Here is a 14,197-nt window from a genome sequence, read left to right as displayed (position 1 = left end):
AGTGTAGTTCAGGCATGCTTATTTCTTGGGATCGGTGTGCAAGTTTTTCATCGCCGTATTCCAGTCGCCTTTTAGCGCGTCCGGCGTGCATTTGATGGCGCGGGAAATTGCATCATCAATAAGCTCTTGCTCGCTGGATGGAGCGCGTTTAAGGACGAAATTGGCGACCATTGCGGCGCTACCGGGGTGGCCAATGCCTAATCGCAAGCGCGGAAAGTTCTGGTTGTTGCCAAGGGCGGCGATGATATCGCGCAAGCCGTTGTGGCCACCGTGGCCTCCACCTTGTTTGAAGCGGGCGATGCCCGGCGCTAAATCCAGTTCATCGTGAGCGACAAGAATGGCTGAGGGTTCAATCTTGAAAAAATTCGCCATAGCGCCAACTGACTGCCCGCTGCGATTCATGTAAGTGGTGGGAATTAATAATCGCAAATCGCGCCCTTGATAATGCGTGCGTGCGGTGAGGCCAAAATATTTGTTATCGGGAGCTAGTGATACACCCAAAGAGCGGGCAAATGCTTCGACAAAATCAGCACCGGCATTGTGGCGTGTGCGTTCATATTCGCTGCCGGGGTTGCCGAGGCCGACAATCAGTTGTATCTCGTTCTGTGCCATCAAGTGTGTCTCTCATCAAGTTGCAATGCGTGTAAGCTGCGCATTTTACTCATGATCGAAGTGTTGAATCGAACCTATCGATCATCTCTGTCCCCATCACTGGGTGGCTGTTATAAAAGCAACTGCTATAAAAAAAGGGGTGGATCCGAAGATCCACCCCTTTTTTTGATCGATGCAGAAAGAAGATTAAGCTTCTTCGCTCTCTGCGCCGCCTTTTGGCTTAACGATAGTCGCAACAGCCAAGTTGTGGTCAGCACCTTTTTGCAAGTCAGCAGATTCCACACCGCCAGGCAATTTCAGGTCAGAAATGTGGATGATGGCACCCACTTCTGCATTTGCCAAATCAACTTCAATAAACTCTGGCAAGTGTTGTGGCAAGCAGATCACGTCCAATTGGGTCAGGTTGTGAACCACTTTACCGCCTTGGATTTTCACGCCTTTTGATGTCGCTTCGTTGATGAAGTGCAGAGGTACGTGAGTGTGAACCTTGGTAGATTTGTCAACGCGCAAGAAGTCCAAGTGCAGTACAACTGGCTTGGATGGGTGACGTTGAACATCTTTCAGGATCACATCTTGTGCAGCGCCATCAACGTTCAGGCTGATGATGTGAGAGTAGAAAGCTTCGTGTTCCAAGTGCTTCATCAGCTCGTTGGCAGAAACAGAAACGCTAACAGGTGCTACGTTGCCACCGTAAATAACAGCGGGAACTTGAGCAGCCAAACGACGCAGGCGGCGGCTCGCACCTTTCCCCAAGTCGTTACGGGCAGTTGCATCTAATTTAAAGTCTTCAGACATTTTATCGTCCTCAATTTTCCGTGTAGATCCGCGACCAGAATCTACCGGGTTTCAGTAACCGTATTACCTTATGTAGTACGGCGGTTTTACCAGAGTGCCAGCTCCAAGCGAAACGCTTAACGGAACATGGCGCTCAAGGATTCTTCATTGCTCAGGCGACGCACTGCTTCAGCCAACATTTTGGACAACGTCAGGCTGCGAATACGCGCGCAGCCTTTTGCAGCTTCACTCAGCGGAATTGAATCGGTCACTACCAGTTCATCCAGCTCTGAGCCATTGATATTGTCGATCGCATTACCTGACAGTACCGGATGGGTGCAGTAAGCGATAACGCGTTTAGCGCCATGTTGCTTCAATGCTTTTGCTGCGCTGCACAGGGTGCCAGCGGTATCGATAATATCGTCCACCAGCAAGCAGGTGCGACCTTCGATTTCACCGATAATATGCATCACCTCGGCCACATTGGCGCGCGGGCGGCGTTTGTCGATGATCGCTAAATCAATGCCCAATTGTTTGGCGACAGCGCGGGCACGAACTACGCCGCCGATGTCGGGTGAGACCACAATCAGGTCTTCAAATTTTTGCTGTTCAATATCTTCCAGCAGAACGGGTGAACCGTAAACGTTATCTACCGGTACATCGAAAAAGCCTTGAATTTGCTCGGCGTGCAAGTCTACTGTCAATACGCGGTCAACACCGACACCTACCATCATGTCTGCAACGACTTTTGCAGTGATGGGTACGCGCGCTGAGCGCACACGGCGGTCTTGGCGTGCATAACCGAAGTAGGGCACTACGGCAGTAATGCGTCCGGCTGATGCGCGACGCAGTGCATCAACCATCACGATCAGTTCCATCAGGTTGTCGTTGGTGGGAGCGCAGGTGGGTTGCACCACAAATACATCGCGGCCGCGCACGTTGTCGTGCAGCTCTACCGCAATTTCACCGTCAGAAAATTGTGAAACAGAAACGTTGCCAAGCGGCATGCCCAAGTGATCCACAATTTTTTTCGCGAGATCCGGGTTTGCATTGCCGGTAAAGACCATTAAGTCAGTCACGTCAGATACCTTTTGGTGATGGCTGGGGTGATTGCTGGTGGTTAAAAGCCAGAGCCGATAGTTGCCGCCTGCGTGAAGCAGTGTTTTTTACCCTAGGGAATTCCTGCGGGTGATGCATTATCGAGAGTGGTAATGGGTAGTTGTAATGAGTGGTCATTGTTGTGCTGTTCGTAATCGCGTTGTGAATTGATCGTTAATCACGCTTGAAACAATGACTGAAATAGATGGCAGGGGCGGAAGGACTCGAACCTACGAATGGCGGGATCAAAACCCGCTGCCTTACCACTTGGCGACGCCCCTATTGTTTCTCGAATATTCGAAAAAACAGTACTTGATTAGCTTGACGGCAGTAATTTGTAGAGTGGTGATTTATTAATCCCCTGTGCTACAAAAACCTGCAGATTTTCTGGCGCTAGCGCCTGCACTTTTTGTGCTTCTTCTGTCGTATCGAAGCTTGCAAAAACACAAGCGCCGGTACCCGTCATCTTTGCGTTGCGATCAAATTTTTGCAGCCAGATGAGTGCTTTATCAACTTCTGAATAGAGCTTTCTCACCAAGGCTTCGCAGTCATTTTGACCACCCCGCTCAAGGAAGGCCGCCACTTTAATGGCCGAAGTATCTCTTGTCAAATCTTTGTGAGAAAAAATTTCTGCGGTGGATACGTGACAGTCAGGTTGTGCAACCAAAAACCATTTTGGTTGCATTTCGATAGCTTCCAACTGCTCGCCGACTCCCTCGGCCCATGCAGTTTGGGCATTGATAAAAACGGGCACATCGGCACCAAGTGTAAGGCCGATTTCCTGTAATTGGGCTTTACTCAGGTTGCATCCCCATAAGTGGTTCAGGGCGACCAATGCTGTTGCGGCATTACTGCTGCCCCCTCCAATTCCCCCGCCCATGGGTAAACGCTTTTCCAGCCGGATGTCCACCCCTGCAGTCGCAGGTGCGAAGGGCGCTAAGGCGCGCACAGCTTTGATAATCAGGTTTTGTTCAAAGTTAACGCCCGGCAAATCCGGCGTGAGTGTGATGCGTGCTTCATCATTGGTGATAAATGACAGAGTGTCGCCGTAATTAAGTAATTGGAACAGGGTTTGTAAGTTGTGGTACCCATCTGGGCGGCGGCCGGTGATATGAAGGAACAAGTTGAGTTTGGCGGGCGATAGCAGTGTCAGGCTGGTCATGGAGTTATTCCTGTGCGCCCAATTGCCAGTCGCGGATGGCAAGTATCAAGCGCACATCTTTGTATTCAGCGGTGATTTTTCCGGGTAATGGAAGTGTCAGACCATTGTATTGGTGATCGCGATAATTGCTGTACGTGATGATCCAGCCACCCTGATGGAGTTGGTCAAGCAGGCCATTGGTATTTTGTTGTAGATGGGTGATACGCAGCTTGGGGGCGGGCACGCCGCGCACCCAATAGGCGAGTTGTGTGACAGGAAGCGTCCAGCCAACGGATTTTTTGATCAGTGCCTCTGCGGTTTTGGCTTGTTGCACTGGCTCGCCTGTTTGTTCAAGGCGGACATTGCCCGGCTCACCGGTGATAATCATGCGCTTTTGTCCCAGCGGGCCACTCAGGTTGATTTGGTAGTGAGCGGTTTGCTGTGCCCATTTCAGGCTTGCGCTGCCGCTGTCGTCGCTGGTGCGGATACCGAGTTTGCCGGTGAGCTGCCAATCATTAACCTGTTGTAATTGACGTTGATGTTCAAGTACATCCTGGGGCGGAGTTAACGAGCCACGGTGAACGCAGCCAGTTATCACAAGTAGGGCAATCAGCAATACACAGCGCAACATCATGGTGTGACCTTATAGTTTGACCTTGAGGCGATTGAGTGTTTCTAAAAGAGTGGGGTCGGTAGGGGAGAGTTGGCTTCCCTCGCGCCAAATACGCTGTGCTTCTTCTTTATCGCCCAGTATCCAGAGGGTCTCGCCCAAATGGGCGGCAATTTCGGGATTGGGGGCTGTTGTATAAGCGCTGCGCAGATAGCTTAGTGCTTCGGTGTAGTTGCCGGTGCGGTAGTGTAGCCATCCCATAGAGTCGAGGATCGCTGCATCATCAGGGCGAATCTGCAATGCTTTTTCCAACAGCAAGCGCGCTTCGCTAAAGCGTTGGGTGCGGTCGGCCAGTATGTAGCCGAGCGAATTTAGTGCTTCGACGTTTTCGGGTTGCAACTTGAGGATGCTGCGCAGGTCGCGCTCGGCAGCGGCTAGTTGCTGGCGTTGGTTGTTCAGCATTGCCCGGGCAAACAACAGGCGGGTGCTGCTGGTAAATGTGGCTAGCCCTTCGCTCAGTACTGAATCTGCTTCTGCCAGATGTTTGTGGCGGATCAGCGCTTGCCCGTGCAGCACATAGAGTGCCTCGCTCTGGTCAGGAAAGCGTAGGCGCACCCGGTTCATATGTTGTTGGGCGCTGAGGAAATCTTCCTGGCGGATAAAAATATTCAGCAGGCTGATGGTCGCTGAAAGGAAGTCATTGCCGTTTTCTACTTGCAGGTAATGAATGATGGCTTCCGGATAATCCCGGCGCGCCTCCGCCATGCGCCCGAGATAATAGTGAGCGGTAGAGATATGCATATCGCGGTCGAGCAGCTGCTCAAAGGTGCCGCGAGCGGTTTCCAGATCTTTGCGTTCGAGCGCGATGATCCCCAGGGCCAGCAGCATATCGCCATTGTTGGAGAGCTGTTTGGTGAGGATGGTGAACTGCGCTTGCGCCTCTTCAATGTTGTGATGGGCAAGGATGCGCGCGTACTGCTGGCGCAAACTGGTGTTGTCCGGGTAAAACTCCAGAAGTGCAGCCATTTTGGTCAGGGCTTCCTGATCGCGTTTAAGCTGATGCAGTAAATTGGCTTCTAAAATGGCGGCCGGAATACTGCGTGGATGCACTTTGAGCGCCTGATGGGTGATATCCATCGCCTCCTGATACTTGCCCTGTTGCTGCAGCAAAATACCCGTGCCGACCAGTAACTGCTCATCTTCAGGATGAGTTTGCAGCAGGTTGACGAAGTCTTTAAGCAAGGCCGCGCGCGCATCTTCCCCGAGGCTTGCCGCATTGGCGGCGATGTTCTGAAACAGTGGCTCGCCGCCTTCATCCAACAAGCGGCGGGAGAAGTCGAATGCATCGCGCAATTGACCGGTTTGCATGTAGGCCATGGAGGCGTTTGCCAGCGCTTCTTCATTGTGAGGCGCAGCATCTACCCAGATCTTGACCATTTCCAGCGCGGTAGCATGGTTATTCATGTAGCGGGCAATCAGGGTGGCGCGTTCGGCAATCTGTGGATCGCGGGTTTCGCGCGCTTGTTGGGCGTAATTGCTCAGCGCCAGATCATACTGCGCGCGGCTGCCGGCAATTTCAGCTGTGAGCAGCGAATACAGGGTTTCTGTGGGGAATGGGCGCGCAGGTGTTTGAATCCGTATTTCGGGTTGCGGTGCCTGCTCTGGTTCCGGAGCCGCCACTGTCCGTGTGGACTGCAAGCTGCAACCGCTCAATACCCAATACAGGGTCATGCTCGACAAAATGATAGGGCGGTGTTTGATCATGCGTGACCGGTTGTAGATGGATGCTCTGGTTGATTGCTGCACAGGGCGAGCGTAGCAGACTGCGCGGCCGGACATCATAAACGCGCGGGCGATAAACGTGAAGGTAAGGTAGTGCAAAGATCCGGCGATGCCGCCTGTTTGATAGCAGTGGCTGATTTACAGCCCCTTGAGTTTTGCCAGTGCGGGCTGGGTATTCACCAGATTGCGTGTTTCCAGGTAAGTTTGCTGGATCAGGTAGGCATCGCCACTGGCGCGGTGGCGTTTGATATCGAGCCGCTTTTCCAGCCGCTTTTTGGTTTGGTCCCAGAGCAGCAGTTGGGCTTCGCTGGCGATCATCTCAATCGGGCTCAGATGAAAGCTGGGCTGGATGCGGCCTGCAAAAAACAGGCGGTTTAACCAAGGGCTGTCGTGTGTCCAGGCATCGCTATAGGCAGTGATGTTGCCAAGAAACTGGTTGAGTTCGATGCAGATGTCACGAGGCTTGCGCCCGCGGCTTTCCAGTAACCGGCGCGATATGCCATGAATGGATTGGGCGCTTTCGCTCCAGTGATCCCACTCGGGCGCGGGCTCGATCAATGCGCAATAGCGATCCCCGTTGGTTTTGACTACGCCTATCTCGATGGGATAACTGCGCGAGCCAAAGCCTGAGGCTTCAATATCGATGATCGTTGGGTTGGGTAATCTGCGCATGGAAAATCCTTGAATTGCGTCTGCGGTTGAGTATAGATGCTGACGGATCAGGCGAATAAGTAAGAGTCAATAACATCCCTTTATGACAGGATTGCACGTTAGCCTCTTGTCACGCCCCCGTTGTGACCGGACAATACCGCCCTTCAAAACTATACCGGCCTGAAATTACTCGCCCCCATGACCCTGTTAGCCTTCGGCATCAACCATACTACCGCTCCACTTGCCCTGCGCGAGCGGGTTGCCTTTGCGCCCGAGCTGCTGCAAAAAGCGCTGCAGGAGGCGTGCGCACGGGCAGGCTTGAATGAAGTAGCCATACTCTCAACCTGTAACCGCACCGAAATCTATGCTGCGAGCGAAGGCGAAGCTGAGGCGATCCAGCAGTGGCTGGTCGATCACACGGCGATTGAGGCTGCCGATCTGGCCAATAGCTATTACTGCTATCAAGATCAGGATGCTGTGCGCCATATGATGAAGGTCGCCGGAGGGCTGGATTCACTTGTATTGGGTGAACCGCAAATTTTAGGCCAAATGAAATCGGCCTTTGCCCAAGCCAAAGAAGCGGGCACCCTGGGAGCAGAACTGCACGTTGTTTTCCAGCAAGTATTCAATATTGCCAAGCGCGTGCGCACAGAAACGGCGATTGGCGAGAACCCGGTTTCCGTTGCCTATGCGGCCGTGAGTCTGGCCCAGCAAATTTTCTCTGACCTCAAACAAGATACCGCGCTCCTGATTGGTGCAGGTGAGACGATCGAATTAGTCGCGCGCCATCTGGCAGAGCAGGGCATCAAGAAAATGATTGTCGCCAACCGCACACTGGACCGCGCCCAGCGTCTGGCGCGTGAGTTCAATGGTGAGGCGATTTTGCTGGCCGATATTCCCGAGCAATTGCACCGCGTAGACATCGTCATCTCATCTACCGCCAGTCAATTACCGTTGTTGGGTAAAGGCGCAGTGGAATCAGCGCTGAAAAGGCGTAAGCACAAGCCCATGTTTATGCTCGATATTGCGGTACCGCGCGATATCGAAGAGCAAGTGGGCGAACTCGATGATGTGTATCTCTACACCGTCGATGATTTGCACGCAGTTATTGATGAAAATAAAAAATCCCGTGTAGCCGCTGCAGATCAGGCAGAAGAAATTATCAATGAAGGCGTGGAATTGTTTTTGCGTCAGCAGCGCGCATTGGATGCGGTTGAAACGGTAAAAGCCTATCGCCAAAAAGCAGAGCAATTGCGCGACCAGGAATTGCAAAAAGCCTTGCGCAGTTTGCAAACCGGCGGTAATCCCGAGCAAGTGTTGCAACAATTTGCGCGCAACCTGACCAATAAACTCATTCATTCACCGACCACCGTTCTAAAAGAAGCGAGCGCGAGTTCACGCCATCATGTCATTCAGGTCGCACAAGAACTGTTTGCACTGTCGCTGCAAGAATCTGTTAACCCGGCTGCTAGCGATAGCAGCGATGCAAGTGAGCCACAATGAAAGCATCTATTTTAGAAAAACTGGATCGCCTTAAAGAGCGCTACGAAGAAGTCAGCGCGCTCTTGTCAGAAGCCGATGTCATCAACAACCAAAATAAATTCCGCGATCTGTCAAAAGAATATGCGGAGTTAGAGCCTGTGGTTCAGGGTTACCAGCGCTATCTGCAATTGTTGGCAGACATTGAAGAGGCAAAAAATCTTCTCGTGTCTGGCGATGACGACATGAAGGAAATGGCAGAAGAAGAATTAAAAGAGTGCGAAGTGCGCCTTGAACCAATGCAATTGGAATTGCAAAAACTCTTGCTGCCAAAAGATCCAAACGACGAGAAAAACTGTTACCTCGAAATTCGCGCCGGTACCGGTGGCGATGAGGCGGCAATTTTCTCCGGCGATTTATTCCGCATGTATTCCCGTTTTGCAGAAACACAAGGTTGGCGCGTGGAAGTGCTAAGCCAAAACGAAGGTGAGCACGGCGGATTTAAAGAAATCATCACGCTGGTGAGCGGTCAGGGTGTGTATTCAAAATTAAAATTTGAATCGGGTGCGCATCGTGTCCAGCGCGTGCCGGAAACCGAATCCCAGGGGCGTATCCATACCTCGGCCTGTACCGTTGCGGTGATGCCGGAAGCGGACGAGATGGAAGAAATTAATATCAACAAAGCGGATCTGCGCATCGATACGTTCCGTGCATCCGGTGCCGGTGGTCAGCACGTTAACAAAACCGATTCTGCAATTCGTATTGTGCATATTCCGACGGGGTTGGTCATTGAATGTCAGGACGAGCGCTCGCAACACAAAAACCGCGCGCGCGCGATGAGCTTGCTTGCCACCAAATTAAAACAGCAGCAAGAAGATGCCGCGCATAAATCCCTCTCGGATGAGCGCCGGAATCTGGTTGGTTCCGGTGATCGTTCCGAGCGCATCCGCACCTACAATTATCCGCAGGGGCGTGTGACAGATCATCGCATCAACTTAACGCTGTATTCGTTGGATGCGATTATGCAAGGTGATTTAAATCCAATTGTTGAGCCGCTTGCGCACGAGTATCAAGCTGATCAATTGGCGGCGATCGCGGATTAATTTTTAAATCTTTGTACCAATGTAGGTTGGGCAGCAATGCCCAACATAAAACCATCTTATGAATTTCTTTGGGCATTGCTGCCCAATCTACGTGGCTCCCTTATGAGCAACATCACCGTTGCGCAATGTTTACAACGTGCAAGCGAGCTGGAATCCGTAAGCGATTCCGCTCGCCTCGATATTGAATTACTGCTCTGCAATATTCTGCAAAAAAATCGCACCTGGCTTTTTACCTGGCCAGATAAAACACTCACATTTGAGCAGCAAAAAATATTTGACGATTTTTTTCAGCGCCGAAAAAACGGTGAGCCGATTGCACATATTATTGGCCAGCGTGAATTCTGGTCACTGCCGTTGTCAGTGAATAATTCCACCTTGATTCCCCGCCCGGATACCGAGTTATTGGTAGAGACTGTACTGGAATTATTTGCCAATGATGCACCGTTACAGCAGCGGCGTTGTTTGGATTTGGGTACGGGCACAGGAGCAATTGTATTGGCGCTGGCCAGCGAAAAACCGCATTGGCAATTGCTGGGGGTGGATTACTCGGCAGATGCTGTTGCATTGGCAGAAAAAAATCGTCGTGCTTTAGAATTTGATTATGTAAGCATCCTGCAAAGCGATTGGTTTTCTGCTGTTCCTGCGCAAGCATTTGATGTGATTGTCAGTAATCCTCCGTATATAGATCCACAGGACCATCACCTCGAACAAGGCGATGTACGTTTTGAACCGCGCTCGGCGCTGGTCGCAGGTAATCATGGTCTAGCCGATATTGAATTAATCATTCGTGATAGCTGGAATTATGTGGCGGAAGGCGGTTGGTTGTTGTTAGAGCACGGCTACGATCAAGGTGAATCCGTGCGGGCATTATTGCGCGCGCGCGGATTTATTGCCGTAGAAACCCGATGCGACTTTGGTGGCAATGAACGCGTATCGCTTGGCAAAAAGAAGGAGCAATCGTGAACGACGAACAATTATTGCGTTACTCGCGCCAGATTATGTTGCCTGATGTCGATATCGACGGGCAGGAAAAATTACTGGCGGCGCGCGTGTTGATTATCGGGCTGGGCGGATTGGGTTCACCGGTGTCCATGTACCTTGCTGCTGCGGGTGTAGGGCATTTGGTGCTGGCTGATTTTGATTCGGTAGATTTAACCAATTTGCAGCGCCAGATTGCGCATACTGGTGCGCGCATTGGCATGAACAAATCGGCCTCGGCGGCGCAGGCGTTGCGCGAGTTAAACCCCGAAGTGCGCATCGAATGTATTGAGCAGGTATTGGATGCAGACAATCTTGCCGGGCAAGTTAAACGTGCTGATGTTGTGGTGGATTGCACCGATAATTTTGCCACGCGCTTTGCAATCAATGCCGCCTGTGTGGCAGCTGGCGTTCCGTTGGTATCGGGTGCAGCGATCCGCTTGGAGGGGCAAGTTGCGGTGTTTGATCCGCGCCAACAAAACAGCCCTTGTTATCGCTGCTTGTATGAAGACGATACCGATGACCTGACCTGTGCCGCCAATGGTGTGTTGGCACCACTGGTGGGTGTTATTGGCTCAATGCAGGCGCTGGAAACCATCAAGCTGATCTGTGGTTTTGGAACATCCCTTGCTGGGCGTTTGTTGTTGTTGGATGCACGCCATAGCCAATGGCGTGAGATGAAGCTGCCCAAAGATCCCGAGTGCCCGGTGTGCAGCCAGCGTAAGCCTGTGTAAAAAACTTGTTTTTTGCAATGGCATCTTTATATTGGCGCCATCGGTTTCTGACTCTATTTATTTCCATTTACTCAAAGGTGTTTTGATGAGCGAAGTTCCTTCCGGCTATAAAACTGGATTTCTACCGGCATTAATATTCAGCTCGCGCTGGCTACAGTTGCCTTTATATTTGGGTTTGATTATCGCGCAGTGTGCCTATGTGTTTTTGTTCTTGAAGGAACTGACGCATCTGGTGACCGATGTCGCCTCGATGAATGAACAACAAATTATGCTGATCGTGTTGGGCTTGATCGATGTGGTGATGATTTCCAATCTGTTGGTGATGGTGATTGTTGGTGGTTACGAGACCTTCGTATCGCGCCTGCGTCTTGATGGTCATCCCGATCAACCTGAATGGTTGAGCCACGTAAATGCAACGGTATTGAAGGTAAAGTTGGCGATGGCAATTATCGGTATCTCTTCTATCCATTTGTTAAAAACATTTATCGAAGCGGGTTATATCGGCATTCCTTGTGAGGAGCTGGTGAAGTTAAAACAATACGCCAACAACCCAAGTGCCTGTGCAAAAATTACTGAAGCAGGTGTGATGTGGCAAACCATTATCCATATGGCATTTATCGCATCGGCAATTGGTATTGCTTACACCGATTGGTTAATGCAGAAAGTCAGTAATGGAACAAAAGCGGGCCATCATTGATATTGCAAAAGCGATTGATGAAACTCACACATACAATCGCCAACAAAACGTGATCAACAAAAAGAGCGGCTTGGCCGCTCTTTTTGTAACTGATTTATTGCCAGGGCGGCAATTTTATTAGCCTGTCTATTTTCTTCGGTTTAACCATTCTGTTCATTACAGCATTACTGGTTCTGGTTTATCACCAGACTGCGCCTTTTGTATGCAGCATTTACTCCGGCGATGGCTATTTCGCCCAGCCATCAGTTATCTATAAAGTCGTGGTAAACCGCCGGCAAACATCATCTTTTTAATCTAAATGCTATTGATAGCGATTATCATTATGATATTCTGACGCTCAAATTACCCCGAGAGCCAGAATTATGTTGTCCTATCGCGTTAAAGCCGGTTTCAAAACCCTGCCACTCGTTGCTGCAATACACGCAGCTTGTATTTCTACTGCTGTCTACGCTCAGGACAGTATTGAAACCGTACTGGTTACCGGCCAGTACACGGTGGCCGACAAGGTGGATACGGCCACCGGTTTGGGCTTGACCTTGTTTGAAACACCCCAGTCGGTCAGCATCATGACTGAGCAGCGCATCATCGATCAGAATTTGAATTCCGTTGCTGATGTGGTTACCCAGACGGTGGGCGTGTCATCCAACAATCTGGACACCACGCGCAACACTTTCAACGCGCGCGGTTTTGAAATTGATAAGTACCAGATCGATGGCGTGCCCCAAGCCTGGAGCCTGGCTGGTGATTCGGGCGAAACCATTGCCGATGTTTCTATTTACGAACGCATTGAAGTGGTGCGCGGCGCGACGGGTTTATTGACTGGTGCGGGCGATCCTTCTGCGTCCATTAATCTGGTGCGTAAGCATGCAACCGCAACGGAATTGACCGGCTATGTGAACGCCGGTGTTGGCCGTTGGGATACCCGATTTATCTCTGGCGATCTATCAACACCGCTGACGGCAAATGGTGCAGTGCGTGCGCGCATCGTGGTCAAAAAGGAAGTTAGCGATACCTATATGACAATCCCTGAAGATGACCGCGGCATTATTTATGGTGTGATTGATGCGAACCTGGGGGCAAGTACTTCACTGAGTGTTGGCAGCAGCTATCAGGAAACTAATCCAAAAGGTTCTACCTGGGGGGCATTGCCTGCATGGTTTAGCGATGGCACGCCAACGGATTGGGATCAGTCGGTCACCACCTCTGCTGATTGGACTTATTGGGATACTACCAACGAAAATAGTTTTGTCACTTTGGCCCACCAATTTGCCAATGGTTGGGAGGCAAAGGTCAGTTATAACCACACCAAAAATACCGCAGACACCAAGTTGTTGTATTTATCGGGAACCGTGGATAAAACAACCGGTGAATTTTCCAATGCACCTTTTCCTTACATGAGCGCTGGCTACAACAAGCAGGACAGTGTTGATGTGCAATTGAAAGGCACTTACAACCTGTTTAATCGCGATCACGAATTTGTCGTGGGTGCGCTCGATAGCAGCTACGAAACAGAAACTGCCAACTTTACTGCGCTGTCGTTCCAGCCGACGACGGGCAATTTCTTTGAGTGGGATGGCCGTTATCCCGAGCCGACGTTCAGTGCGGATGGTTTTGTTGCATCCCAGTCCACAACCGATCAAGACGGCTACTACGCAGCGACTCGCTTATCGATAAACGACGATCTTAAATTCATCGCCGGTGGCCGTGTTTCATCCTGGCAGCAGAACGGTTTTGATTGGAGCGGCACCAAAAGTTATGGCAATGACGACGTGGTAGTTCCCTATGCGGGCCTCACCTATACCATCACTGAAAGCCACAATGTTTACACCAGCTTCACTGAGATTTTCAAACCGCAAAATGCACGCGATGCCGATTTGAATTTTCTTGATCCGGTAGAAGGCACCAACATTGAGGCTGGTTTGAAAAGTAGTTTCTTTGATGGAGCACTGCAAACCGCAGTCGCGGTTTTCCAGATCCAACAAGACAATGTCGCCCAGGTCGCAGGGTTTTTACCGCCAGTTGGCAGTGCGCCGCCTGAATTTTTTTACCGCGGTGCTAAAGGGGTTGAAAGCAAAGGCTTTGAACTTGAAGCGGTGGGTTATCTGACACCAAATTGGAATCTCTCGGCAGGCTATGCGCAATTCAAAGCGGAAGATGCCGTAGGCACCGAAGTGAATACCGATAGCCCGCGCAAAAAGCTAAATGTATTTACCACTTATGAATTTACCAATGCCTTGGACGGTTTAACGATAGGTGGTGGGGTGAGTTGGGAGAGTGAACGTCGCGGCAGCGGTGGTGAAGGTTTGCCCGCATTGGTACAAGATGCTTACACACTGGCAAGTGTGATGGTTCGCTACAACCTGACTGACGATTTTGCCGTGCAATTTAACGTGGATAACCTGACTGATGAGCATTACTACGGGCAGGTGGGTTTTTACTCCGAGTACACCAATGCGGCACCAAGAAACTATACGTTAAGCGCAACTTACTCGTTCTAACAAGTGTGAAATTCCAAAAAGCCGGTGTAGTTAATGCTGC

General features: G+C 50.8%; 13 protein-coding genes and 1 tRNA gene. 6 read left to right on the top strand and 8 right to left on the bottom strand.

All coding sequences use genetic code 11. The features are described 5' to 3' along the window. Positions 1-18 precede the first annotated feature (18 nt). The 8 genes from pth to B2739_RS12410 all read right to left on the bottom strand — a co-directional run bounded on the left by pth (position 19) and on the right by B2739_RS12410 (position 6,689). Positions 19-612: an aminoacyl-tRNA hydrolase gene (pth, locus tag B2739_RS12445; protein ID WP_331346174.1), complete on the bottom strand. Its 594-nt coding sequence runs from the start codon at positions 610-612 to the stop codon at positions 19-21. Positions 613-798: 186 nt separating this feature from the next. Continuing rightward, the gene (locus B2739_RS12440; protein WP_331346173.1) at positions 799-1,407 is read right to left on the bottom strand and encodes a 50S ribosomal protein L25/general stress protein Ctc; all 609 of its coding nucleotides are present in this window, start codon (positions 1,405-1,407) and stop codon (positions 799-801) included. A gap of 116 nt (positions 1,408-1,523) precedes the next feature. Further along, entirely contained in the window at positions 1,524-2,465 is a 942-nt protein-coding gene (locus tag B2739_RS12435; protein WP_414633228.1) for a ribose-phosphate pyrophosphokinase, read from the bottom strand. Between the two features lie 225 nt (positions 2,466-2,690). Then, a tRNA-Gln gene (locus B2739_RS12430) sits at positions 2,691-2,765 on the bottom strand. Between the two features lie 35 nt (positions 2,766-2,800). Next, on the bottom strand, positions 2,801-3,646 hold the full coding sequence (ispE, locus tag B2739_RS12425) for a 4-(cytidine 5'-diphospho)-2-C-methyl-D-erythritol kinase (protein ID WP_331346172.1): 846 nt from the start codon (positions 3,644-3,646) through the stop codon (positions 2,801-2,803). Positions 3,647-3,650: 4 nt separating this feature from the next. Continuing rightward, positions 3,651-4,259: a lipoprotein insertase outer membrane protein LolB gene (gene lolB, locus B2739_RS12420; RefSeq protein ID WP_331346171.1), complete on the bottom strand. Its 609-nt coding sequence runs from the start codon at positions 4,257-4,259 to the stop codon at positions 3,651-3,653. 9 nt (positions 4,260-4,268) lie between these two features. Next, a complete protein-coding gene (locus tag B2739_RS12415) occupies positions 4,269-6,116 on the bottom strand; it encodes a tetratricopeptide repeat protein (RefSeq protein WP_331346170.1) in 1,848 nt (615 codons plus the stop codon). 39 nt (positions 6,117-6,155) lie between these two features. Next, entirely contained in the window at positions 6,156-6,689 is a 534-nt protein-coding gene (locus B2739_RS12410) for a hypothetical protein (RefSeq protein ID WP_331346169.1), read from the bottom strand. A 177-nt stretch (positions 6,690-6,866) separates the two neighbouring features. Between B2739_RS12410 and hemA the strand changes: the two genes are divergently transcribed. From hemA to B2739_RS12380, 6 genes are all read left to right on the top strand, one after another. Continuing rightward, positions 6,867-8,171, top strand: coding sequence for a glutamyl-tRNA reductase (hemA, locus tag B2739_RS12405; protein WP_331346168.1), 1,305 nt, complete (start codon positions 6,867-6,869; stop codon positions 8,169-8,171). Then, on the top strand, positions 8,168-9,250 hold the full coding sequence (gene prfA / locus B2739_RS12400) for a peptide chain release factor 1 (protein WP_331346167.1): 1,083 nt from the start codon (positions 8,168-8,170) through the stop codon (positions 9,248-9,250). Before hemA ends, prfA begins: the two co-directional genes overlap by 4 nt. Positions 9,251-9,352: 102 nt before the next feature. Further along, entirely contained in the window at positions 9,353-10,213 is an 861-nt protein-coding gene (gene prmC, locus B2739_RS12395; RefSeq protein ID WP_331346305.1) for a peptide chain release factor N(5)-glutamine methyltransferase, read from the top strand. After that, positions 10,210-10,962: a molybdopterin-synthase adenylyltransferase MoeB gene (locus tag B2739_RS12390; RefSeq protein WP_331346166.1), complete on the top strand. Its 753-nt coding sequence runs from the start codon at positions 10,210-10,212 to the stop codon at positions 10,960-10,962. Before prmC ends, B2739_RS12390 begins: the two co-directional genes overlap by 4 nt. 85 nt (positions 10,963-11,047) lie before the next feature. Next, a complete protein-coding gene (locus tag B2739_RS12385; protein ID WP_331346165.1) occupies positions 11,048-11,659 on the top strand; it encodes a TIGR00645 family protein in 612 nt (203 codons plus the stop codon). Between the two features lie 362 nt (positions 11,660-12,021). After that, the gene (locus B2739_RS12380) at positions 12,022-14,157 is read left to right on the top strand and encodes a TonB-dependent siderophore receptor (protein ID WP_331346164.1); all 2,136 of its coding nucleotides are present in this window, start codon (positions 12,022-12,024) and stop codon (positions 14,155-14,157) included. Positions 14,158-14,197: the final 40 nt, after the last annotated feature.

It is taken from the genome of Cellvibrio sp. UBA7661, from assembly GCA_002483365.1.
In the GTDB taxonomy this organism is placed as follows: domain Bacteria; phylum Pseudomonadota; class Gammaproteobacteria; order Pseudomonadales; family Cellvibrionaceae; genus Cellvibrio.
The sequence above is the reverse complement of the archived record's forward strand: the minus strand, read 5'-3'. Positions and strand labels throughout refer to the sequence as shown.